Here is a 21,812-nt window from a genome sequence, read left to right as displayed (position 1 = left end):
GTCAACGCATGAAGAAAACCGCAACCGCCGCCTGGTCGGGCGATCTGAAGACGGGCAAGGGCACGATTTCCACGCAGAGCGGCGCGCTCAAGAGCCAGCCCTACGGCTTCAATACCCGCTTTGGCGACACCCCGGGCACCAACCCCGAAGAACTGCTGGGCGCCGCCCACGCTGGCTGCTTCACCATGGCGCTGTCCAACATCCTGGGCGAAGCCGGCCTGGTGGCGCAAAGCCTGGACACGAAGGCCGAAGTCACGCTGGACAAGGCCGACGATGGCTTTGCCATCACCGCCGTGCACCTGACCGTCGAAGCCGTCATCCCCGGCGCCACGGCCCAGGCCTTCGAAGACGCCGCCCGCAAGGCTGAAAAGGGCTGCCCCGTTTCCAAGGTGCTCAACGCCAAGATCACCATGGACGCCAAGCTCAAGTCCTGATCGACCCGCCAGGCCCGGATAGGGCGGCGCCATTGGGCCGCCCTATCCCGGGCTTGTTGAAAATCAATTTGACGGTCATGCCTGAGCCATGGAAAATGAGAACCATTCTCAGGAAAATCCATGACCCGATTCATTTATGCGATCTCTGGCGGCAAGGCGGCGTACGCGCAAGACGCCCAGGTGACGGCCAACCTGCGCCGGGTGGTCGGGTCAGGCATCCTGGTGGCCGTGGGTTACATCGACCCGGGCAACTGGGCCACCGACATTGCCGGCGGCAGCGGCTTTGGCTATGGATTGCTGCTGGTCGTGATTGCGTCGGCCATCCTGGCCCTGGGCTTCCAGGTGCTGGTATCGCGCCTGGCGCTGGCCACCGGCGAAGACCTGGCCACCCTCACCGCCCGCCATCTTTCCCCGCGCTTGTCCAAGGCGGCCTGGCTGGCCGGCGAAGCCGCCATCCTGGCCACCGCGCTGGCCGAGCTGATCGGCGGCGCCATCGCGCTGCGCCTCATGTTCGACCTGCCGCTGATCGGCGGCGTGGCCGTGACGGGCGTGGGCACGTTTGCCGTGCTGGCCCTGACCCGCGGCAACGCCGACCGGCATGAACGCGTCATCGCCGTGCTGCTGTCGATCGTGGCGGCCTCGTTCGTGTTCCTGCTGTTCAAGGCCAACCCGGCCTGGACGGAAGTGGCGCACGGCATCACCCAGACGGGCCAGGCGCTGCGCAACCCGCAGGGCTTCCTGATCGCGCTGGGCATCCTGGGCGCGACCCTGATGCCGCACAACCTGTACCTGCATTCCGGTTCGCTCGCGCAGCGCGCCCGGGCGCTGCCGGCCGATGCCCGCGACATGGCCATGCGGGTGGCACGCAACGACACGCTGGTGTCGCTGGGCGTGGCCATGCTGATCAACTCGGCCATCATGATCGTTGCCGCGGCGTCCTTGTCCGGTTCGGGCATGATCGTGTCCAGCCTGGATGATGCGCACGCCGTCATCGGTCACACGCTGGGCATCGGTGCCGCCATCGTGTTCGCCGTGGCGCTGTACGCCGCGGGGCAAAGCTCCACCATCACCGGCGTACTGGCCGGCCGCATCCTGTCGCACGGCTTCCAGGTGCGCAGCAACTGGTCCGACCGCCGCCGCGCGCTGGCCACGCGGCTGATCGCGGGCGCGGCCGCCGTGGGCCTGTTGATCTTCACCGGCGGCCAGGATCCGGACGAACTGCTGGTGCTGAGCCAGGTCATCCTGAGCCTGGCCCTGCCCTTCGCCCTGGGTCCGCTGGTGCTGCTGGCCTGCCGCAAGCGCCTGATGGGCCGCCATGCGCTGCGCGGTGCCTGGGCCTGGGCCGCCGTCATCGCCACCGTCGGCATCGTGCTGCTCGATGGCTACCTGCTGGTGGACATGGTGGTGTGATCCTGCACCGACGGCGACGCTGTCGGCCCGCCCAAGAAAAACGCCAGCTTGCGCTGGCGTTTCTTTTGGGCCCTGCCGCGAAATCAACGACGGGCGGAGACGACCGGGTGCTGGCGGCGGCCGGCGTCCATGTCGTGCAGCACTTCGCCGACGGCGCCACCCAGCTTGGCCAGGCGCAGCTTCAGCCGGCGCCAGCCCATCCGCGAGAACGGGCCGGACAGGGTTTCCGCCTTGATGGCCTCGCGGATCAGGGACCGCTCCAGCGCATCCGACATGCGGGCATTTTTCAACGCGGTATCGCTCATGATTCTCTCCTTGAGAAAGCGCGATGGGGAACAACACGACTTCATGTTAGACCCGCGTTTGCTGCGTCGCAATATAAATTGCCTGACATTATTTTCGCCGTTGCGCAATGGGTACAAACACCACCATGATGGTGCATAGGCACCATATCCGGCACCATTTTTGTGCAACGCAACAGCCAGCTATCAGCCTGGCTGGCAGCCCAGATGGGTAGCAATCAGCTTGTCGGCCATCTCTGCCACGCGCCCGGCCGGCCCGCCTTCACCGAACAATTGGCTGGACACGAACGCGCCTTCGATCAGCAGCAGCAGCCCGTCGCCCAGCGCCTCGGGATCCGGCGCGCCCATTTCCGCCGCCATCGCGGTCAAGCGACGCCGCAGTTCCACCTTGTGCTCGACCGCCACCACGCGGGCGGGGTGGCCGGCCTCGGGGTACTCGACCGCCGCGTTGGTCAGGCCGCAGCCGCGGTAGCCGTTCTGCACCGCACGCACGCCCAGCCCCGACAGATACGCGTGCAACTGGGCTCGCGGATCACCCGGATGAGCATCGCAGGCCGCATTGAACCGCCCCCAGAACTCGGCGTCGTAGTCGCGCAGATAGGCCGCGGCCAGCTCGTCCTTGGACGAGAAACTGCGGTACAGGCTGGGTTTGGTGACGCCAGCCTGGTTGACGATGGCATCTACCCCCACCGCCCGAATGCCGTCGCGGTAGAACATCTCGCGCGCGGTCTTGCGGATGCGGTCGGCCGCAAGCAGCGGCTTGGCGTGGGACGCCGCGGCGGACGCCTTGCCCGCCGCCCCGGATTTACTGGCCATGCGAATACTCCTTTCCTGTAAACAGGGCCGTCAAAAAAGCACTTGACGATGTTACTGACCGGTACGTACTATTCGCAAACCTCAATACGTACCGGTCAGTAACATGAGTATAGCCCACCCCCCCATCCCCTTTCGCCACGCCGGTCAAAAGTACGCTTTCGTCGTCGTCGCGGTGGTCTTCCTGGCCCTGCTCGTGTCGGCCGGCCTGCGATCTTCGCCCAGCGTCTTGCTGGTGCCGCTGGAGGAAAGCTTCGGCTGGAGCCGCAGCTCCACGTCGTTCGCCGCCGCCGTCGGCATCTTTCTGTATGGCCTGGTAGGGCCCTTCGCCGCGGCGGCGATGGAACGCTTCGGCCTGCGCCGCGTGCTGATCTTCTCGCTGTCGCTGATGGCCGCCTCCAGCGCGGTCAGCGCCTACATGACCCAGCCCTGGCACCTGCTGATGACCTGGGGCGTGTTCTCGGGCATTGGTTCGGGCGCCGTGGCCGTGGTCATGGGCGCCACCGTGGTCAACCGCTGGTTCACCAAGCATCGCGGCCTGATGATGGGCCTGCTCACCGCCAGCACCGCCACCGGCACGCTGATCTTCCTGCCGCTGCTGGCCGCACTGGCCTCGTCCGGCGACTGGACCCGCGTCGTCTGGACCGTCGCTGCCGCAGCCGCCGCGCTGGTGCCGCTGGCCTGGTGGCTGGTGCCCGACCGCCCCGCCAGCGTCGGCCTGGTGCCGTTCGGCAGCGATCCGCATGCCCCGCCTGCCCCGGCCGCACCGCGCACCGGCATGGTCGCCGCCACCTTCGGCGCCCTGGCGCGAGCGTCCAGGACCCGGACATTCTGGTTTCTGTTCGCCACCTTCTTCATCTGCGGCTTCACCACCAACGGCCTGGTCGGCACCCATCTGATCGCGCTTTGCGGCGACCACGGCATGCCTGAAGTGCAGGCCGCCGGCCTGCTGGCGATCATGGGCATCTTCGACCTGTTCGGCACCACGGCGTCGGGCTGGCTGACGGACCGCTACGATCCGCGCAAGCTGCTGTTCGTGTATTACGCGCTGCGCGGGCTGGCGTTGATCTACCTGCCGTATTCCGACTTTTCGTTCTACAGCCTGGCGATTTTCGCGGTGTTCTTCGGCCTGGACTGGATCGCCACCGTGCCGCCCACGCTGCGCCTGGCCACCGAGGCCTTCGGCGACCGCGAGGCCCCCATCGTGTTTGGCTGGATCGTCGCCGGCCACCAACTGGGCGCGGCCAGCGCGGCCTGGATGGCGGGGTTGGTGCGCGAATCGCAAGGCAGCTACCTGATGGCGTTCGTCGCCGCCGGCGCCACGGGTCTGATCGCCGCCGTCATCGCCCTGCTGATCGGGCGTGAGCGGGTCGTGGTGCAACCCGCCTGAGGTAAAAAAAGCCGGCTTGCGCCGGCTTTTTTTACCCCTCTTCGACTTCACCCAGGTACGCCGCACGTACCTTCGGATCATGCAGCATTTCGCGCGACGGACCCGACAGCGTGATCTCGCCGGATTCCATCACGTAGCCGCGATGGCTGTTTTCCAGCGCCAGGCGGGCGTTCTGCTCGATCAAGAGGATCGTCACGCCTTCGCTGGCGATGGTGCGCACCACCTCGAAGACCTTCTCGACCATCAGCGGCGCCAGGCCCATGGACGGCTCGTCCAGCAGCAACAGCTTGGGGCGCGCGATCATGGCACGGCCCATGGCCACCATCTGCTGCTCGCCGCCCGACAGGGTGCCGGCAGCCTGCTTGCGGCGTTCGGCCAGGCGCGGGAACAGCGTGAACACGCGATCCGTGTCCTGCCGAACCTGCGCCGCATCGCGGCGGATGTATGCGCCCATCGCCAGGTTTTCCTCGATGGTCAGCTGGCCGAAGATGCCGCGGCCTTCCGGCACCATCACCAGCCCCTGGCGCACCAGTTCGTGCGACTTCTGGCCGCCGATGGACTTATCGCCGTAGAGCACTTCGCCGCCGGCCAGCGGCACCAGGCCGCAGATGGCGCGCAGGGTCGTGCTCTTGCCGGCGCCGTTGGCACCGATCAGGCAGACCAGCTCGCCTTCGTCCACGCGCAGGTCGATGCCGCGCACCGCGCGAATACCGCCGTACGCGACCTGCAGGCCGCGCAGTTCCAATAGGGGTTTGCTTGCCGTCGTCATGCCGGGCGCTCCTGATGAATCAGCGGATCCTGGGCGGCGCCCGCGCCCAGATACGCTTCAATGACCTTGGGGTCGCGCTGCACCTGGGCGGGTTTGCCCATGGCCAGCACCTTGCCGTACTCCAGCACCAGCACGCGATCGCACAGGCCCATGACCAATTTCATGTCGTGTTCGATCAGCAGCACCGTCACGCCGTCGCCGCGGATCTTCTCGATCAGCTTGCGCAGCACCACGGTTTCCGATGCGTTCATGCCGGCGGCCGGCTCGTCCAGCGCCAGCAGCTTGGGGTCGGTGGCCAGCGCGCGGGCGATTTCCAGGCGGCGCTGGTCGCCGTAGGGCAGCGAGCGCGCGACGTCGTTGGCGCGGTGGCCAATGCCCACGTAGTCCAGCAATTCCTGCGCGCGGGCCTCGATGGCGGCCTCTTCGGCGCGCGCCCCGCGGGTGCGGAACACGGCGCCCAGCACGCCGGCGCGGGTGCGCATGTGGCGGCCGATCATCACGTTCTCGATCGCGCTCAGGTTGGCGAACAGGCGGATGTTCTGGAACGTGCGCGCCAGGCCCGCGTAGGCCACCTCGTGCGGCTTCTTGCCCGACATCGATTGGCCGTTGAACGTGCACGAACCGTCTTCGGGGATGTACAGGCCGGTCAGCACGTTGAACAGCGTGGTCTTGCCCGCGCCGTTCGGGCCGATCAGGCCGTAGATTTCGCCCTGCTCGATATCGAAGCTGACGTCCGACAAGGCCTGCAGGCCGCCGAAACGCTTGCCCAGTCCCTGGGCTTGCAGCAGTTTGCTCATGCCGCACCTCCCTGGGTCTTGGTGGCCAGCTCGCGCTTGCGCACGGCCGAAGGCCACAGGCCCGCGGGGCGGAACAGCATGACGCACACCATGGCCAGGCCGAACAGCAACATGCGGATGCCTTCGGGGTCCAGCACCACGGCGCCGAACAGCATGTGCTGCACCGGCTCGACCACGGCCCGAAGGAATTCGGGCAACGCGGCCAGGATCAGGGCGCCCAGGATCACGCCAGGGATATGCCCCATGCCGCCCAGCACCACCATGCACAGGATGGAAATGGATTCCATCAGCGAAAAGCTCTCGGGGCTGACAAAACCCTGCATCGACGCAAACAGCGCGCCCGCCACGCCGCCGAACGAGGCGCCCATGGCAAAGGCCAGCAGCTTGATGTTGCGGGTGTTGATGCCCATGGCCTTGGCCGCGATCTCGTCTTCACGGATCGCTTCCCAGGCGCGGCCGATGCGCGAATTCTGCAGGCGCACGCACACCAGGATGATGATGAGCGTCAGCGCCAGCAGCAGGTAGTAGTACTTTTCCGGCCCGGTCACGCGGATGCCCAGCAGGCTTTCGGTGCGACCGAACGCGAATTCGCCCACCTTGAACGTATCGATGCGGTTGATGCCCTGCGGCCCGTTGGTGATGTTGACCGGCGCGTTCAGGTTGTTCAGGAAGATGCGGATGATTTCGCCAAAGCCCAACGTCACGATGGCCAGGTAGTCGCCCCGCAATTTCAGCGTCGGCGCCCCCAGCAGCACCCCGAACAGGCACGCCACCGCCAGCGCGATCGGCAGGATCGCCCAGAACGGCAGGTGCAGGCCGAAATGCGGCGAAGCCAGCAGCGCCCAGGTGTAGGCGCCCACCGCGTAGAACGCGATGTAGCCCAGGTCCAGCAGGCCGGCAAAGCCCACCACGATGTTCAGGCCCAGCGACAGCATCACGTAGAGCAACGCGAAGTTCAGGATGCGGACCCAGCTCTGGCCGGCCATGCCGATCACGAACGGCAGCACCGCCAGCACGATGCCGATCAGCGCAATGCCGATCAGGTTGCGGGTCGACAGCCCGCTGTGTTTGATGGCGCCGCTCATGCCCGGTCTCCCACGCGTTCGCCCAGCAGGCCGGACGGACGGAAGATCAGCACCAGCACCAGCACGAAGAACGCGAACACGTCCTGGTAGTGGCTGCCCAGGAAGCCGCCGGTCAGGTCGCCGATGTAACCGGCGCCCAGCGACTCGATGATGCCCAGCAACAGGCCGCCGGCCATCGCGCCGACCAGGTTGCCGATGCCGCCCAGCACCGCGGCCGTGAAGGCCTTCAGGCCCAGCATGAAGCCCATGGTGTATTGCGACACGCCGTAGTAGGTCGCGACCATCATGCCGGCCACGGCGGCCAGCGCCGAACCGATCAGGAACGCGGCCGAAATGACGGTATTGATGTTCACGCCCATCAGGCCGGCCACTTCGCGGTTCTGCGCGGTGGCGCGCATCGCGGTGCCCAGGCGGGTCTTGTGCACCACGGCCAGCAGCCCGCCCATGATGATCGCGGCGATCGCGACGATGGCGATCTGCAGCGTGCTCATGCGGGCGCCGAAGATCTCGAACACCTGCGGCGTCAGCACCTGCGGAAAGTTCAGGTAGTTGCGGCCCCAGCCCATCATCGCCACGTTCTGCAGGATGATCGACACGCCGATGGCGGTGATCAGCGCCGCCAGGCGCGGCGCACGGCGCAGCGGCCGATAGGCCACGCGCTCGGCCGTCCAGCCCACCGCCATGCACAGCGGCACGGACACCAGCAGGCCCAGGCCCAGCACCACGAACGCGGACGTGGACGGATCGCCGCCCACCAGCGAGATGGCGATCGTCGTCGCCGCCATCGCGCCGATCATGACGACATCGCCATGCGCGAAATTGATCAGCCCGATGATGCCGTACACCATGGTGTAGCCAAGGGCGACCAGGGCGTACACGCTGCCTAGCGTGACGCCGTTAATCAGTTGTTGAATGAAGATATCCATAGGGGCCGCAGAATAAGCCTGGAAAAATCGCGCGCATCTCGCACGCGGCGCACCCGCAGGGCCGCCACCTTTGTGGCGCGCCCCCGCGCCGGGCGGCGCGGGCGGGTGTCAGTGGCCAGGGGCGGCGCGGCCGCCCTGGCCGGGTGCAGCAGCCTCAGTTGGCCTGGCTGACCATCGTCTCGACCATCTCCCACTTGCCGTTCTTGACTTCGTAGATGGTGACCGAGATTTCCTTCAGGTCGCCGCTCTTGTCGTAGGCGATGTGTTCGCTGGTAGCACCCTTGCGGTTCAGCTTGGCCAGTTCCGGCAGGTACTTCTCGGGCTTGGCCGTGCCAGCCGCCTCGATGGCGCTGATCATGTTCCAGGCGCCGTCGTAGGCGTAGGGCGCGTAGACGCCGGGGGCTTTCTTGAAGCGCTCTTGGTAGCGCTTTTCGAAGTCCTTGCCTGCGGCCATCTTGTCCAGCGGCACGCCGGCCAGCGAGGCGAAGGTACCGTCGGCGGCGTCGCCGGCCAGCTTGATGAAGGTGTCGCTGCGGGTCATTTCACCCGAGACCAGCGGCGACTTCAGTCCCAGCGTGGCCAGTTGGCGCTTCATGGGACCGGACTGCGCATCCAGGCCGCCGTAGAAGATGGCGTCGGGCGCCGAGCCCTTGATGTTGGTCAGGATGGCCGTGAAGTCGTTGGCCTTGTCGGTCGTGTATTCGCGGCGAACCACCTGGCCGCCGGCAGCCTTGACGGCCTTCTCGACTTCGTCTGCCAGGCCTTGGCCGTAGGCGGTACGGTCGTCGATGATCGCGACCTTCTTGGCCTTCAGGCTTTGCACCATGAACTTGCCCACCGCGGCGCCCTGCTGGGTGTCGCTGGTCATCATGCGGAAGGTGGTTTCGTAGCCTTGCTTGGTGTATTCGGGCGACGTGGCCATGGCGATCTGCGGCAGGCCGGCTTCATGGTAGACACGCGACGCGGGGATCGTGGTGCCCGAGTTGAAGTGGCCCAGGATGCCGACGACGTTCTCGTCGACCAGTTGCTGCGCGACCTGCACGCCCACGCGCGGGTCGGCCTGGTCGTCGCGCGAGACCAGCACGAACTTGGCGGGCTGGCCGTCGACCTTGATGCCCTTCTTGTTGGCTTCTTCGATCGCCAGGTTCAGACCGTTCTGCATGTCTTCACCGTAGTGCGACTGGGGACCGGTCAGCGGTGCGGCAAAGCCGAACTTGACGTCGGCGGCCTGGGCGGCGGCGGCCATGCTGGCGGCCGCGATGCCGGCGGCGACAAGCTTCAAAGTGGTGCGAAACTTCATGGGTATCCTCCGGTATGTCGGATGAGGCTTTGTTATTCCTGGGCTTTTGGGCCAGGCTTTTCTGTTTGAATCCAATTGCCGGGTTGCCGCAATCGAACTTCAGGTGCGACCGGATTTTGCTTCCAGTGCAACCTCGCTAGATATTGGAGATAACCCTTGGTTGCCCAAGGGTTACCCCTCGGTCACGCTCAGCCGATGGTCATGAGGCTGGCGTTGCCGCCGGCCGCAGCCGTATTCACGCTGATGGAACGTTCGGTCAACAGGCGTTCGGGCACGTAGGCGGCGCCGGCCGCCAGCGCATCCGACGTCAGTCCATGCACCGCCAGGATAGCGCCAGGACGCTGTGCGATGCGTTGGTTCAACGCACGCAGCGCGTCGCCGTCGCCCTCGAACAGCACCGCCTGGTAATCGGCCTGGTCGACCTCGGCATCGGCCAGGATGCCGGCCTGGCCCTGCTGCTCGGCATCCAGCCCGGCCAGCAGCGCCTGTGCGGCCGGCGTGTCCGCGAACCACGCATGGTTGCCCGTCAGGCGCGCCGCCGACCACTGCGCCCGCGCACCGGCCTCGGTGGCGGCGACGCAGTACACGGCGCCCCGCGGCTCGACCATATAGGTATTGGTCTCGCCCGTGGGGCCCGGCAGCGCAATGCGCTGCGGCAGGGGTGCGGCCGGATCCAGCGCGGGCGGCAGGCCGGCAGGCCGCGTCCCGAGCAGGCGGTACATGTAGAGTGGACCGCCCGCCTTGGGACCCGTACCCGACAGGCATTCGCCGCCGAACGGCTGCACGCCCACCACGGCCCCCACGATATTGCGGTTGACGTAGACGTTGCCTGCATGGACCTGGCCGGTCACGTGGGCGATGGTCTCGTCGATGCGGGTGTGCACACCGAAGGTCAGGCCGTAGCCGGTGCCGTTGATGGCGTCCAGCAAGGCGTCCAGTTCCTCGCGCTTGTAGCGCACCACGTGCAGGACCGGGCCGAACACCTCGCGGGTCAGTTCGCTGACCGAGTCGATCTCGATGATGGTGGGCGCCACGAAGGTGCCCTGGCGGCATTCGCCATTCAGCTCGGCCTGGTCGATCCGGTGGCCCGCCGTGCGCATGGCATCGATATGGCGCTGGATGCCGTTGCGGGCTTCGGTGTCGATCACCGGCCCCACGTCGACCGACAGGCGGTCGGGGTTGCCCACGCTCAGCTCGCGCATCGCGCCGCGCAGCATGGTCAGCACGTGGTCGGCGTTGTCTTCCTGCACGCACAGCACGCGCAGTGCCGAACAGCGCTGGCCGGCCGAATCGAAGGCCGAGCTCAGCACGTCGAACACCACCTGTTCGGACAGCGCCGACGAATCCACCACCATCGCGTTCTGGCCGCCGGTTTCGGCGATCAGCGGAATGGTGTGGCCGTCGTCGTCCAGGCGGTCCGCCAGCGTGCGTGCGATGATGCGGGCCACGTCGGTGGACCCGGTGAACATCACGCCGCGTATGCCGGGGCTGGCCACCAGTTGCGCACCCACGGTTTCACCGCGGCCGGGCAACAATTGCACGGCGCCGGCCGGCACGCCGGCCGCGCGCAGGATCGCCACCGCCTGCGCCGCGATCAGCGGCGTCTGCTCGGCGGGCTTGGCCAGCACGGTATTGCCGGCCGCCAAGGCGGCGGCCACCTGGCCGGTAAAGATGGCCAGCGGGAAGTTCCAGGGGCTGATGCACAGCACGGTGCCCAGCGGGCGGTGCGTGTCGTTGTCGAACTCGCGCTCGGCCTGGTCCGCGTAGTAGCGCAGGAAGTCCACGGCCTCGCGCACCTCGGCGATGGCGTTGGGCAAGGACTTGCCGGCTTCGCGCACGATCAGGCCCAGCAGGGTCTGCATCTGCTCTTCCAGCAGCTGCGCGGCGCGGCGCAGGCACTGGGCGCGCTCGGCCACCGGGGTCGATTGCCAGATGGGCGCGGTATTGGCCGCGGCGCGCAAGGCGGCCTCGGCCTCGTCGCCATTGGCCTCGATCACGTGGCCCACCACGTCGCGCAGGTTGGCGGGGTTGCGCACTTCGATCGCACGGGCCGCATCCCAGGCCTCGGCGCCCTCGCCCAGCATCGGCGCGGCGCGCCAGGGCGTAGCGGCGCTGGTCAACAGCGCGGCCGACAGCGACCCCAGGCGATGTTCGTTGCTCAGGTCCAGGCCCGCCGAATTGGCGCGTGCGCCTTGCTGCGGATTGCCGTAAAGCTCGCGCGGCAGCGGAATCTTCTCGTGCGGCGCCCCCAGCGGCACGATGCGCGAGGCCGCCTCCACCGGATCGGCGACCAGCGTCTCGACCGGAATGGTGTCGTCGCCGATCAGGTTCACGAACGAGGTGTTGGCGCCGTTTTCGAGCAGGCGGCGCACCAGGTAGGCCAGCAGGGTTTCGTGCGTGCCGACCGGTGCGTAGATGCGGCATGGACGGTTCAGCTTGCCCTGCGCCAGCGGGCCCACCACTTCGTCATAGAGCGGCTCGCCCATGCCGTGCAGGCACTGGAATTCGTACTGGCCCGGATAGTAGTTCTGGCCGGCCAGCTGGTAGATCGCCGCCAGGGTGTAGGCGTTGTGCGTGGCGAACTGCGGGTAAACGGCTTCCGGCGCACCCAGCAGCTTGCGGGCGCAGGCCAGGTAGGCCACGTCGGTATAGACCTTGCGCGTGTAGACCGGATAGCCCTCCAGGCCATCCACCTGGGCGCGCTTGATCTCGCTGTCCCAGTAGGCGCCCTTGACCAGGCGCACCATCACGCGGTGGCGGCTGCGGCGAGCCAGGTCGATGACGTAGTCGATCACGAACGGGGCGCGCTTCTGGTAGGCCTGGATGACGAAACCGATGCCGCTCCAGCCTTCCAGCTCAGGGGTGAAGCACAGCGCTTCCAGCAGGTCCAGCGAGATTTCCAGGCGGTCGGCTTCCTCGGCATCGATGTTCAGGCCGATGTCGTAGCTGCGTGCCAGGATCGTCAACGCCTTCACGCGCGGCAGCAGTTCGGCCATGACGCGTTCGCGCTGGGCGCGCGAATAGCGCGGGTGCAGCGCCGACAGCTTGATCGAAATGCCCGGGCCTTCATAGATGCCCCGGCCGGCCGCAGCCTTGCCGATGGCGTGGATGGCCTGCTCGTACGAGGCGTAATAACGGTCGGCGTCCTCGGCCGTGGTGGCGGCCTCGCCCAGCATGTCGTACGAATAGCGGAAACCGCGGCTTTCCATCTTGCGGTTGTTGGCCAGCGCTTCGGAAATGGTCTGGCCCGACACGAACTGCTCGCCCATCATGCGCATGGCCATGTTCACGCCCTTGCGCACCAGCGGCTCGCCGCCCTTGCCGATCAGGCGCGTCAGCGCCTTGGACAGCGACTGCTCGCTGCTCACGGCCACCAGTTTGCCCGTGATCATCAAGCCCCAGGTGGCGGCATTGACGAACAGCGATTGCGAACCGCCCATGTGCGATTTCCAGTCGCCGCGGGCAACCTTGTCGCGGATCAGCGCGTCGCGCGTGGCGCGGTCGGGAATGCGCAGCAGCGCCTCGGCCAGGCACATCAGCGCCACGCCTTCCTGGCTGGACAGCGAGAATTCCTGGATCAGGCCCTCGACCCCGCCGCCTGTGCGCTTGCCGCGCAGCTTCTTGACCAGGTCGGTGGCCATCGCATGCACCTTTTCCAGGTTCGGCATGCGGGCCTGGCCCAGCAGCAACGGCACGCATTCGGGCTCGGGGCGGCGATAGGCGGCGGTGATGGCCGCGCGCAGCACCGATTGCGGCTGCACGTCCTGGCCGAATTCATAGAATGGCGGCGTGGCCGCGGCGGGATGTTCGCCACCCTCGTCGTCGGCGCCCTCTTCCCCGCCCAGGTGGGACATTTCGGCGGGCAGGTGGCCGCGTTCGATCTTGTCCAGGTAGGCAAGGATTGCCTGCTTGTGCAGCCAGTGCGGCGTGCAGTGGAGCTTTTGCGCGGCGGCCTTCAGGCGGTCGCGTAACGCGTCATCGACTTTGACGCCGAGGGTGGTGCTGGCCATAAGAGATTGCTTCCTGTCGCATGGCAAAGGTCATACCGGGCCCACAGAGAGGCCCGGCATCGGTAGGACCGTATGCTAATCAGGTTGCAACCGGGTTTGTACTAAGGTTAACCCTAGGGTTAACCGGTTGAGATCATGGCGGGTTTTTGACATCCACCCTGACCCTTTTTTGGGACGGCCGATTCAGTCCGGCAGCGGCGAACACCCCAGCATCTGCACCACGCCGCCGCTGTCCGGCGTTTGCCCACGAATGGCGGACGCCATGGCGCCGGCCAGCGCCACCACGGCGCGTTGCTGCGCCGCGACCAGGCCGGGCACGCCCGAGGTCGGCGCGCCCGCGGCGGCGTCGGACACGTTCACCGTGACCACGCTGCGGCACAGCAGGCCGGTGCCCTTCAGGTTCACCGGCCGCACCCGCCAGGTCGCATCCAGCTGCGCCATGCGATCCGCGACCAGATCGAACCGCTGCACGTCGGTCTGCACCCGCCAGACCGGCGCGACAGGCCCCGGCTTGACCACCTGCACGTCCAGCGCACCCAGGTCATGCTTGAGCGCATCGGACAGCGCCCCGCGGATCTCGTCGCCCAGCGGCGAGGTCCAGCGCTCGGAATACAGCGCCGACACGCTGCCGTCGCCCGTACGCACCATCAACTGCGGCTGGTCGGCCTGGGCCACCACGTTGACGCTCTGCACATCGATCAGGAAAGGCGCTGCCGCACGCGGCACGGCGGGCGCGGGCGCCGACGGCCCCTGCAGGGTGTAGTAATGCACCGGCGGCGACGAGGCGCAACCGGCCAGCAGCGCGACCAGCGCCAGCGCGGGCGCGCCGCGGGATAGTTGCCGGGCGGACGTGCCCAGGGGTGAGCGGAAGGATCGGGAGCGAAGGATATGCATGGGTTCAGTTCCTGACCGGACCGGCGCCGGGGATCGGGTCGTCGCCGCGGCCGCGCAGCAACGATTCGGGGTTCGACTGCAGGAAGTCGGCCAGCGCCCGCAACGAGCGTGCCGCGCGGCTCAATTCCTGCATGGCCTTCTCGGCGTTGACCGGCAGCGAGGCGTCCGACGCCAGCAGCGCGTTCAGGCTGGCCATCGATTCCTGGGCTTGCTTGAGCACGCCCTGCGCCTGCGGCGCCACCTGCTTGTCCAGGCGCGTCATCAGCTTGGAAGTGCTGGACAGCGTGGTGCGCAGGTCCTCGCCGATCTTGTCGAACGGAATCTTGTCGATGCGGGCCACGATATTGCTGACCTGCTGCTGCAGTTGGTCCAGGTTGCCCGGCACGGTCGGGATCAGGGCCGGGCTGGACATCTTGAAGTCCACCGGTTTGGCGTTGGGGAAGTCGTCCAGCACGACGTACAGCTGGCCGGTCAGCAGGTTGGCGGTGCGCAACTGGGCGCGCAGGCCATGCTTGATCAAGATGCCCAGCAGGCGGCCACCGGCCTCTTCGCCGTCTTCGACGGCGCGGGCGCGCACTTCCTCGTAGACCCGACCCAGGCGTTCCGGATACAGCGTCGCGTCCACCAGCGAATAGAAGCGCTTGCTGACGGGGTCGAAGTCCAGGTTGATCTGCGTGACGTTGCCCAGCGTAATGCCGGAGAAATCGATCGATGCGCCCACCGACAGGCCACGGATCGACTGATCAAAGCGCATGCGGATCGGGAAGGCCTCGCCATCCGGATTGGCCTTGGCGGCCGCTTCCGTGGCATAGAGCTCGAAACGCGCATCGGCCGGCGCCGGCGTCGCGGCGTCGCGCGCGCTGTAGACCGGTTCGAAGGCCACGCCGCCCACCGCCATCGACACCAGCGACTGGGTGCGTACTTTCAGGCCGTCGGCATTGACGCTGAAATCCACGCCGCTGGCGTTCCAGAAGCGCGTGCCATTGGTGACGTATTTGTCGTTGGGCGCGTCCACGAACACCTCGACGTTCACGGCGTCGCCGGTCTTGTCGAGCGCATAGCCGATCACCCGGCCCACATTGATGCGCCGGAAATACACCGGCGAACCGATATCCAGGGACCCCAGGTCCGACGCCTTGAGCTTGAAGCGCTTGCCGGCGCGGTCGTGCGTCACGGCAGGCGGCGTCTCCAGGCCCACGAAGTGCAGCTTGGTGGCCTTCTTGGCGCCATCCTTGCTTTCCACGGCGTCCACGCCGATGTAGGCACCGGACAGCAGCGTGCCCAGTCCGGACACGCCGCTGACGTCCAGGCGCGGGCGCACCACCCAGAAATTGGTGCCTTCGCGGGCCAGGTCGGCCACTTCCCGCGACAGTTCCGCCTGCACCACGACCTTGCTGCGGTCGCTGTTGAAGCCGATGGACTTCACCGTGCCGACGTTCACGTCCTTGTAGCGCAGCTGGGTCTTGCCGACTTCCAGCCCTTCGGCGGTGTTGAATTCGATGGAAAGATCCGGCCCGGCCTGCATCCAGGTGCGCACCACCAGCGACAGGCCCATCAGCGCGGCAACCACGGGCACCAGCCAGATCCATGAGATCCGGCTCTTGCGCTTGCGCGAAATGGTCGGTGACGCAAACTTCTCTTCACCAGATCCAGGTGCTTGGTCGGACATCTGTTTTTTCCTTTTCTTCTTGGTCGGTAAACGCGGTACAGCCCCGCCCCGCAGGCGGCCGGCCGGATGCGTCAGCCCATTTCGGTGCCCGCGGCAGACGCCGGCTCTCGCCGCCTGCCGGCCACGGGCGGATCCATGTCGATCTCGCTGGTGCCTTCCAGGTCCCAGCTGCGCCGCAGGTCAAAACTCATGGCGGACAGCATGGTCAGGATGACCACCACCCCAAACGCCGCGGCACCCCCGCCGGCGCTGATTTCCATCAGGCCCTGGAAGTCCGCCAGGGCCGCCAGCAATATCACCACGAACACGTCCAGCATCGACCATTGGCCGATGAACTCGACCATCTCATACAGCCGCGTGCGCGGCCGCAGGTTCGTCGTGCTGCGCCATTGTTCGGTCAACAATAGCAGGATCAGCGCCAGCAGTTTGGTCAGCGGCACCGCCACGCTGGCAATGAAGACGATCAGCGCAATGTCCCACGACCCCATGTTCCAGAGTTCGACCACGCCGCCCAGGATGGTATGGGCGCTGTCGCCCAGCACCGAGCTGACCTTCATGACGGGCAACACATTGGCCGGAATATAGAACACCACGGCCGCCAGCAACAGGGCCCACGTACGGGCCAGATGGTCGGGCTTGCGGTAGTGCACCACCGCGTGGCAGCGCACGCAATGGTGTTCTGCTTCGGGATCGCCCTCGCGCGGCAGCGCCTGCACCTGGCCACAGACGTGGCAGCCGGTCAGCACCACGTCGGGCCCTGCCTCGGGCACGTGCACCGGCACGACCTCGGCGGATTCCGCGTAGCGCCACAGCACATGCGGTGTCAGCCGCCCCAGCATGGTCAAGAGGATGGTCAGGATGCCGAAGGCGGCCAGGCCGATGCCGGGCGACACCGCGGCCATGCCGGCCAGCTTCACCACCGCCACCAGCACGCCCAGCAAAAACACCGGCACCATGCACCAGGGCCGCAGCAAGCCCAACAGGCGCATCGCGCCCTGGAACCCGGCGGGCTCCACGCCACGCGACAAGGGGCCCAGCACCCACAGCAGCACGGTCAGCTGCAACAGCGGCAAGGCGAAACCCGCCAGCCCGGTCATGATGGCGACGATGTAGTGACCCTGGCGCCAGGTGATGGAAATGGCATCCAGCAGAGAGGCCTGCTGCACCATGCCCTGCACCGACATCGATGCGACCGGGTAGGCGTTGGCCACGCCGAAGATGATCAGGGCGGAAATAGCGAGCGCCAGCCAATTGGACAAAGTAAGCCCGCTGTAGCGCCACAGGGTGGCACCGCAGCGGGCGCAATTGGCGGTCTCGCCAGGTTCAAGCTGATGTCGGCGATAGATGCTTGCGCAGTGTTCGCACTCGATCAGCGGCTGGCGGTCCGCGTCGGTCATGGGCCTAGTCGATCAGCTCGACTTCCTGCTTGTCGGGCGCGGCCGACGGTGGCTTGCCGTGGTCGTCGAAGTCCAGCGTGACCTTGTTGGCCTCGTCCAGATCGACCGTGACCGTGCCGCCGTCGACCAGCTTGCCAAACAGCAGCTCGTCGGCCAGCGCGCGCCGGATGGTGTCCTGGATCAGGCGCTGCATCGGACGGGCCCCCATGAGCGGGTCGAAACCTTCCTTGGCCAGGTGGTCGCGCAGGCGCGTGGTGAACACGGCTTCCACGCGACGCTCGTGCAGCTGGTCTTCGAGCTGCATCAGGAACTTGTCGACCACGCGCAGGATGATCTCGCGGTCCAGCGGCGCGAACGGGATGATCGCGTCCAGGCGGTTGCGGAACTCGGGCGTGAACATGCGGCGGATTTCCGCCATTTCGTCGCCCACCACGCGCGAGTTGGCAAAACCGATGGACGGACGGTTCAAGGTTTCGGCGCCCGCGTTCGTCGTCATGATGAGGATGACGTTGCGGAAGTCTGCCTTGCGCCCGTTGTTGTCCGTCAGCGTGCCGTGGTCCATGACCTGCAGCAGGATGTTGAAGACGTCCGGGTGGGCCTTTTCGATTTCATCGAGCAGCAGCACGCAGTGCGGCTGCTTGGTGATGGCTTCGGTGAGCAGGCCACCCTGGTCGAACCCGACATACCCCGGAGGCGCGCCGATCAGGCGCGACACCGCATGGCGTTCCATGTATTCGGACATGTCGAAGCGCAGCAGTTCGACGCCCAGCGTGAACGCCAGCTGGCGTGCGACTTCGGTCTTGCCCACCCCGGTAGGACCGGAGAAGAGGAAGGCGCCGATCGGCTTTTCCGGCTTGCCCAGGCCCGAGCGCGCCATCTTGATGGCGGCCGCCAACGCGTCGATGGCGTTGTCTTGCCCGAAGACCACGGTCTTCAGGTCGCGATCCAGCGTGGCAAGCTTGCTGCGGTCGTCGTTGGAGACGGACTGCGGCGGAATGCGCGCGATCTTGGAAACGATGTTTTCGATGTCGACCTTGCCGATCACCTTCTTCTGGCGCGAACGCGGCAACAGGCGCTGCGCGGCCCCGGCCTCGTCGATCACGTCGATGGCCTTGTCAGGCAGGTGGCGGTCGTTGATGAAGCGCGCCGACAGTTCCGCGGCGGCCGACAGCGCGGCGGCGGAATAGCGGACGTTGTGGTGCTCTTCGAAGCGGCTCTTCAGGCCGCGCAGGATCTGCACGGTCTGTTCGACGCTGGGTTCGGGCACGTCGATCTTCTGGAAGCGGCGCGACAGCGCGTGGTCTTTTTCAAAGACGCCGCGGTATTCGGTATACGTGGTCGCGCCAATGCACTTGAGCTGGCCCGAGGACAAGGCCGGCTTGAGCAGGTTGGACGCGTCCAGCGTGCCGCCCGAGGCCGAACCGGCGCCGATCAGCGTGTGGATTTCGTCGATGAACAGGATCGCGTCAGGGTTGCCGCGGATCTGCTTGAGCACGCCCTTCAGGCGCTGCTCGAAATCGCCCCGGTACTTGGTGCCCGCCAGCAGCGCGCCCATGTCCAGCGCGAACACTTGCGCGGCCTGCAGGATTTCAGGGACTTCGCCACGCGTGATGCGCCAGGCCAGGCCTTCGGCGATGGCGGTCTTGCCCACACCGGCCTCGCCGACCAGCAGCGGATTGTTCTTGCGGCGGCGGCACAGTACCTGGATCACGCGCTCGACTTCGTGCTCGCGCCCGATCAGCGGATCGATGCGGCCCGCCAGCGCCGCGGCGTTCAGATCGGTCGCGTACTGGTCCAGCGGCGACTGGCGCGATTCGCCCTGCTCTTCACCATTGGTCTGCTGCTCTTTCTGCACGGCGGCGGACTCCACCTGTGGCTGTTTGGTAATGCCATGCGACAGAAAATTGACGACGTCCAGCCGAGTGACGCCCTGCTGCTGCAGGTAGTACACGGCGTGCGAATCCTTTTCGCCGAAAATGGCCACGAGCACGTTCGCGCCCGTCACCGGCTTCTTGCCGGTGCCGCCCGCGGACACATGCATGATTGCGCGCTGGATCACGCGCTGGAAACCCAGGGTCGGTTGCGTGTCGACTTCTGCGCCGCTGGGAATCACCGGGGTGTTTTCCGAAACGAACTGGCGCAGGTTACGGCGCAGGTCGTCCAGGTTGGCTGCGCAGGCGCGCAACACTTCGACTGCCGAAGCGTTGTCGAGCAACGCCAAGAGCAGATGCTCGACGGTAATAAATTCGTGCCGGGCCGAACGGGCCTCGACGAAAGCCATATGCAGGCTGACTTCAAGCTCTTGGGAAATCACGCTTCCTCCGTAACGCATCGAAGCGGTCAAATACACGATTCATATTCTATGCCGATCATGGCGTAACGCCAGCGATTTCAAAAACCACACTATCGTGGCGGCCTTGCGAGTCCATGACGGTAAGCGTATACCGGCCGTCTTGCGCCAGCACTAGATTAAACGAACGACCCGACGCGCCATGGCCAACCACGCGACCGTCGAGCATCCACCATACTTCGCCTTCGGCGCCCTGCACATCCACATCCAGCGCCACCTGCTTGCTGCCTGGCACGGGCCGCAACACCGAACCCGTGGCCACGCCCCCCAGCCGCAACGGCCCCTGCGACGCGTCGGCGTAGCCGGCAAACGACGGCGGCACCGTTTCATTCAGGGCCCAGGCGGCGCGCTGTTCCGGGCATGCGCCCGACGGCACGCTGCCCAGCTTGTAGCCCAGCGGCCAGCACGTCACGACGGCCTGCACCGTGTCGGGCCGGACGCGGACGTGCAGCGCGCCCTCTGGTAGCGCCGCCACGATGTCCTGCAGTAGCGGCGCCGCCACATTCGCCCCGAAAAATCCGGGGTTCGGGGTGCCGTCCGGGCGGCCGACCCATACTCCGATTGTCCAGCTGTCGGTCACGCCGATGGCCCAGGCGTCCCGGAAACCAAAACTTGTCCCGGTTTTCCAGGCCAGTTGCCGAGCCGGGCTTCCCGACTGGTAGAACGGCCTGTCCGGGTGGCCGCCGCCTTCGAGGATGTCCCGGACAATCCAGGCGGCGCCAGCACTAATCATACGGGACTCGACCCGCGGCTGCTCCGGACGCAGCCGCGGCCGGCCGGAGATGCCGCCGCGGGCCAGGGCCCGGTAAGCGCCCACCAGTTCTTCCAATGTGGTGCCGCCCCCGCCCAAAATCAAGCTCAGATTGGGCTCGGCGCCGGCAGGCATTCGTAACCAGACGCCGCCTTTGAGCATAACCGACGCAAAACGGCTGGGTCCGACCCGGTCCAGGAGGTCCACGGCAGGCACGTTCAGCGAGCGTTGCAAGGCCTGGGATACGCTGATCGGGCCCGAAAACGCCGCCTGGAAGTTGCCCGGTGCGTAGCCGCCGAACGACATGGGCGCATCGATCAACAGGCTTTCCGAATGGATCAGCCCGTCGTCCAGCGCCTGGCCGTACAGGAAAGGCTTCAGAGTAGAACCCGGCGAGCGCACGCCACGCACCATATCCACGTGGGCGTATCGGGAATCATCGGCAAAATCGGCGGATCCGGCGTAGGCCTTGATTTCCAGGGAATCGTTGTCCATCACCAACACGGCCATGGACACCTTGGGCGGCAGGTTGTCGACCCGGTCCAGCAGCATGCGCTCGACCGCGGCCTGCATGTCGGCATCCAGGGTGGAGGTCAGCAGCGGCGGTCGGGAACCGGGGCGACGCGGGCCGCCGGTCTTGCGGCCGGCCTCCTGCAACAGGCGCTGCGCAGCCAGCGGCGCCAGCCAGCGGGCCCGCAGCGGCGGCGCGACCACGCGTTCGATCTTGGCATCGGCCACTTGCGCCGACGTCCAGCGACCCAGTTCCACCATGCGGTCCAGCACCTTGTCGCGCGCGGCCTGCGAGGCCTCGGGATGGCGGTCCGGCCGCAACCGCGACGGCGCCTGCGGCAAGGCGGTCAGCATGGCGGCCTCGGCCGGGCTGAGATCGCGCGCCGGTTTGCCCAGCCACAGGCGCGAGCCCATCTCCACCCCTTCCACGATGCCGCCCATGGGCGCGTGGGTCAGGTAGAGCGACAGGATCTCGTCCTTGCTGTAGTGCATTTCCAGCTGCACGGCGCGCCAGGCCTGGCGCAGCTTGGCGGCCATCGACCGCGACGGCTTGCCGGCCAGTTGCGGGTCGATCAGCCGCGCCACCTGCATGGTCAGGGTCGATCCGCCCGAGACGATGCGGCGGTTGGTGGCCCATTGCCAGCCGGCGCGCGCCAGCGCCACGGGGTTGACCCCGGGGTGCCAGTAGAACCAGCGGTCTTCGTAGGTCAGCAGCGTATCCAGGTAGTACGGCGACACCTGGTCCGGCTTGACCGGGTAGCGCCAGATGCCGTCACGGCTGGGATAGTTGCGCAGGGGCGTGGCGGCGGCGGCGGCCCCCACCGCCGCGCCGCCGGGATCGATGGGGGGGAAGGGAGACAGGCTGTCTCTTTTTCACATCTCCCAGCCCCCCAGACCTGTTGGTCCCTCTCGTATTGCGTCCTCTGTTTGTAAAAAAAAAAAAAAAAATCAACTAGAATTAAACGTGGTATGGATGTTTTTAATCTCTTTATCTATTCAGCAGTG

The 21,812-nt window shown here is 66.6% G+C and carries 15 protein-coding genes and 1 pseudogene; 3 read left to right on the top strand and 13 right to left on the bottom strand.

Annotated features, from left to right (window positions below):
* Positions 1-8: 8 nt before the first annotated feature.
* Together AC6LJ2_RS25570 and AC6LJ2_RS25565 are read left to right on the top strand one after the other, a co-directional pair.
* Positions 9-434: an OsmC family protein gene (locus AC6LJ2_RS25570; RefSeq protein ID WP_263910952.1), complete on the top strand. Its 426-nt coding sequence runs from the start codon at positions 9-11 to the stop codon at positions 432-434.
* Positions 435-554: 120 nt separating this feature from the next.
* Positions 555-1,844: an Nramp family divalent metal transporter gene (locus tag AC6LJ2_RS25565; protein WP_498152450.1), complete on the top strand. Its 1,290-nt coding sequence runs from the start codon at positions 555-557 to the stop codon at positions 1,842-1,844.
* A gap of 83 nt (positions 1,845-1,927) precedes the next feature.
* Here AC6LJ2_RS25565 and AC6LJ2_RS25560 read toward each other — a convergent pair whose 3' ends face one another.
* Together AC6LJ2_RS25560 and AC6LJ2_RS25555 are read right to left on the bottom strand one after the other, a co-directional pair.
* Entirely contained in the window at positions 1,928-2,149 is a 222-nt protein-coding gene (locus tag AC6LJ2_RS25560; protein WP_263910954.1) for an XRE family transcriptional regulator, read from the bottom strand.
* Between the two features lie 183 nt (positions 2,150-2,332).
* A complete protein-coding gene (locus AC6LJ2_RS25555) occupies positions 2,333-2,962 on the bottom strand; it encodes a TetR/AcrR family transcriptional regulator (RefSeq protein WP_498152449.1) in 630 nt (209 codons plus the stop codon).
* A 103-nt stretch (positions 2,963-3,065) separates the two neighbouring features.
* On the opposite strand from AC6LJ2_RS25555, the gene AC6LJ2_RS25550 reads away from it, so the two are divergent.
* Positions 3,066-4,349 (top strand): MFS transporter, encoded by a 1,284-nt coding sequence (locus AC6LJ2_RS25550; RefSeq protein WP_498152448.1) that lies wholly within the window; start codon positions 3,066-3,068, stop codon positions 4,347-4,349.
* A gap of 31 nt (positions 4,350-4,380) precedes the next feature.
* Here AC6LJ2_RS25550 and AC6LJ2_RS25545 read toward each other — a convergent pair whose 3' ends face one another.
* The 11 genes and pseudogenes from AC6LJ2_RS25545 to pbpC form a co-directional block, all read right to left on the bottom strand.
* Positions 4,381-5,118 carry an ABC transporter ATP-binding protein gene (locus tag AC6LJ2_RS25545; RefSeq protein WP_498152447.1) on the bottom strand — a complete coding sequence of 246 codons (738 nt, stop codon included), beginning with the start codon at positions 5,116-5,118 and terminating at the stop codon, positions 4,381-4,383.
* Positions 5,115-5,915, bottom strand: a complete 801-nt coding sequence (locus AC6LJ2_RS25540) for an ABC transporter ATP-binding protein (RefSeq protein ID WP_263910960.1) — start codon at positions 5,913-5,915, stop codon at positions 5,115-5,117. The genes AC6LJ2_RS25545 and AC6LJ2_RS25540 overlap by 4 nt, the downstream gene beginning before the upstream one ends.
* Positions 5,912-7,000 (bottom strand): ABC transporter permease subunit, encoded by a 1,089-nt coding sequence (locus tag AC6LJ2_RS25535; RefSeq protein WP_263910961.1) that lies wholly within the window; start codon positions 6,998-7,000, stop codon positions 5,912-5,914. The genes AC6LJ2_RS25540 and AC6LJ2_RS25535 overlap by 4 nt, the downstream gene beginning before the upstream one ends.
* Positions 6,997-7,848 (bottom strand): branched-chain amino acid ABC transporter permease, encoded by an 852-nt coding sequence (locus tag AC6LJ2_RS25530; protein ID WP_498152451.1) that lies wholly within the window; start codon positions 7,846-7,848, stop codon positions 6,997-6,999. Before AC6LJ2_RS25530 ends, AC6LJ2_RS25535 begins: the two co-directional genes overlap by 4 nt.
* A 232-nt stretch (positions 7,849-8,080) precedes the next feature.
* Positions 8,081-9,226, bottom strand: a complete 1,146-nt coding sequence (locus AC6LJ2_RS25525; protein WP_263910963.1) for a branched-chain amino acid ABC transporter substrate-binding protein — start codon at positions 9,224-9,226, stop codon at positions 8,081-8,083.
* Positions 9,227-9,414: 188 nt separating this feature from the next.
* The gene (gene putA, locus AC6LJ2_RS25520) at positions 9,415-13,236 is read right to left on the bottom strand and encodes a trifunctional transcriptional regulator/proline dehydrogenase/L-glutamate gamma-semialdehyde dehydrogenase (protein WP_498152446.1); all 3,822 of its coding nucleotides are present in this window, start codon (positions 13,234-13,236) and stop codon (positions 9,415-9,417) included.
* 183 nt (positions 13,237-13,419) lie between these two features.
* Positions 13,420-14,130, bottom strand: a complete 711-nt coding sequence (locus AC6LJ2_RS25515) for a PqiC family protein (RefSeq protein ID WP_263910965.1) — start codon at positions 14,128-14,130, stop codon at positions 13,420-13,422.
* A gap of 4 nt (positions 14,131-14,134) precedes the next feature.
* Positions 14,135-15,799: a PqiB family protein gene (locus AC6LJ2_RS25510; protein WP_263910967.1), complete on the bottom strand. Its 1,665-nt coding sequence runs from the start codon at positions 15,797-15,799 to the stop codon at positions 14,135-14,137.
* Between the two features lie 71 nt (positions 15,800-15,870).
* Complete coding sequence (locus tag AC6LJ2_RS25505; protein ID WP_263910969.1) at positions 15,871-17,196, bottom strand: paraquat-inducible protein A; 1,326 nt, start codon at positions 17,194-17,196, stop codon at positions 15,871-15,873.
* Between the two features lie 4 nt (positions 17,197-17,200).
* Positions 17,201-19,510, bottom strand: coding sequence for an ATP-dependent Clp protease ATP-binding subunit ClpA (gene clpA, locus AC6LJ2_RS25500; RefSeq protein ID WP_263910971.1), 2,310 nt, complete (start codon positions 19,508-19,510; stop codon positions 17,201-17,203).
* A gap of 55 nt (positions 19,511-19,565) precedes the next feature.
* A pseudogene (pbpC, locus tag AC6LJ2_RS25495) lies at positions 19,566-21,674 on the bottom strand (penicillin-binding protein 1C); the annotation flags it as partial.
* Between the last annotated feature and the right edge of the window lie 138 nt (positions 21,675-21,812).

It is taken from the genome of Achromobacter sp. 1014246743 (genome assembly GCF_059760725.1).
Note: the sequence above shows the minus strand (reverse complement) of the source record. Positions and strands in the feature narration are given on the sequence as shown.

Bases quoted from the DNA above. Each gene is read 5' to 3' on its own strand.
- AC6LJ2_RS25570 (WP_263910952.1), top strand. From the start codon at position 9: ATGAAGAAAACCGCAACCGCCGCCTGGTCGGGCGATCTGAAGACGGGC.
- AC6LJ2_RS25565 (WP_498152450.1), top strand. From the start codon at position 555: ATGACCCGATTCATTTATGCGATCTCTGGCGGCAAGGCGGCGTACGCG.
- AC6LJ2_RS25560 (WP_263910954.1), bottom strand. From the start codon at position 2,149: ATGAGCGATACCGCGTTGAAAAATGCCCGCATGTCGGATGCGCTGGAG.
- AC6LJ2_RS25555 (WP_498152449.1), bottom strand. From the start codon at position 2,962: ATGGCCAGTAAATCCGGGGCGGCGGGCAAGGCGTCCGCCGCGGCGTCC.
- AC6LJ2_RS25550 (WP_498152448.1), top strand. From the start codon at position 3,066: ATGAGTATAGCCCACCCCCCCATCCCCTTTCGCCACGCCGGTCAAAAG.
- AC6LJ2_RS25545 (WP_498152447.1), bottom strand. From the start codon at position 5,118: ATGACGACGGCAAGCAAACCCCTATTGGAACTGCGCGGCCTGCAGGTC.
- AC6LJ2_RS25540 (WP_263910960.1), bottom strand. From the start codon at position 5,915: ATGAGCAAACTGCTGCAAGCCCAGGGACTGGGCAAGCGTTTCGGCGGC.
- AC6LJ2_RS25535 (WP_263910961.1), bottom strand. From the start codon at position 7,000: ATGAGCGGCGCCATCAAACACAGCGGGCTGTCGACCCGCAACCTGATC.
- AC6LJ2_RS25530 (WP_498152451.1), bottom strand. From the start codon at position 7,848: ATGGTGTACGGCATCATCGGGCTGATCAATTTCGCGCATGGCGATGTC.
- AC6LJ2_RS25525 (WP_263910963.1), bottom strand. From the start codon at position 9,226: ATGAAGTTTCGCACCACTTTGAAGCTTGTCGCCGCCGGCATCGCGGCC.
- putA (WP_498152446.1), bottom strand. From the start codon at position 13,236: ATGGCCAGCACCACCCTCGGCGTCAAAGTCGATGACGCGTTACGCGAC.
- AC6LJ2_RS25515 (WP_263910965.1), bottom strand. From the start codon at position 14,130: ATGCATATCCTTCGCTCCCGATCCTTCCGCTCACCCCTGGGCACGTCC.
- AC6LJ2_RS25510 (WP_263910967.1), bottom strand. From the start codon at position 15,799: ATGTCCGACCAAGCACCTGGATCTGGTGAAGAGAAGTTTGCGTCACCG.
- AC6LJ2_RS25505 (WP_263910969.1), bottom strand. From the start codon at position 17,196: ATGACCGACGCGGACCGCCAGCCGCTGATCGAGTGCGAACACTGCGCA.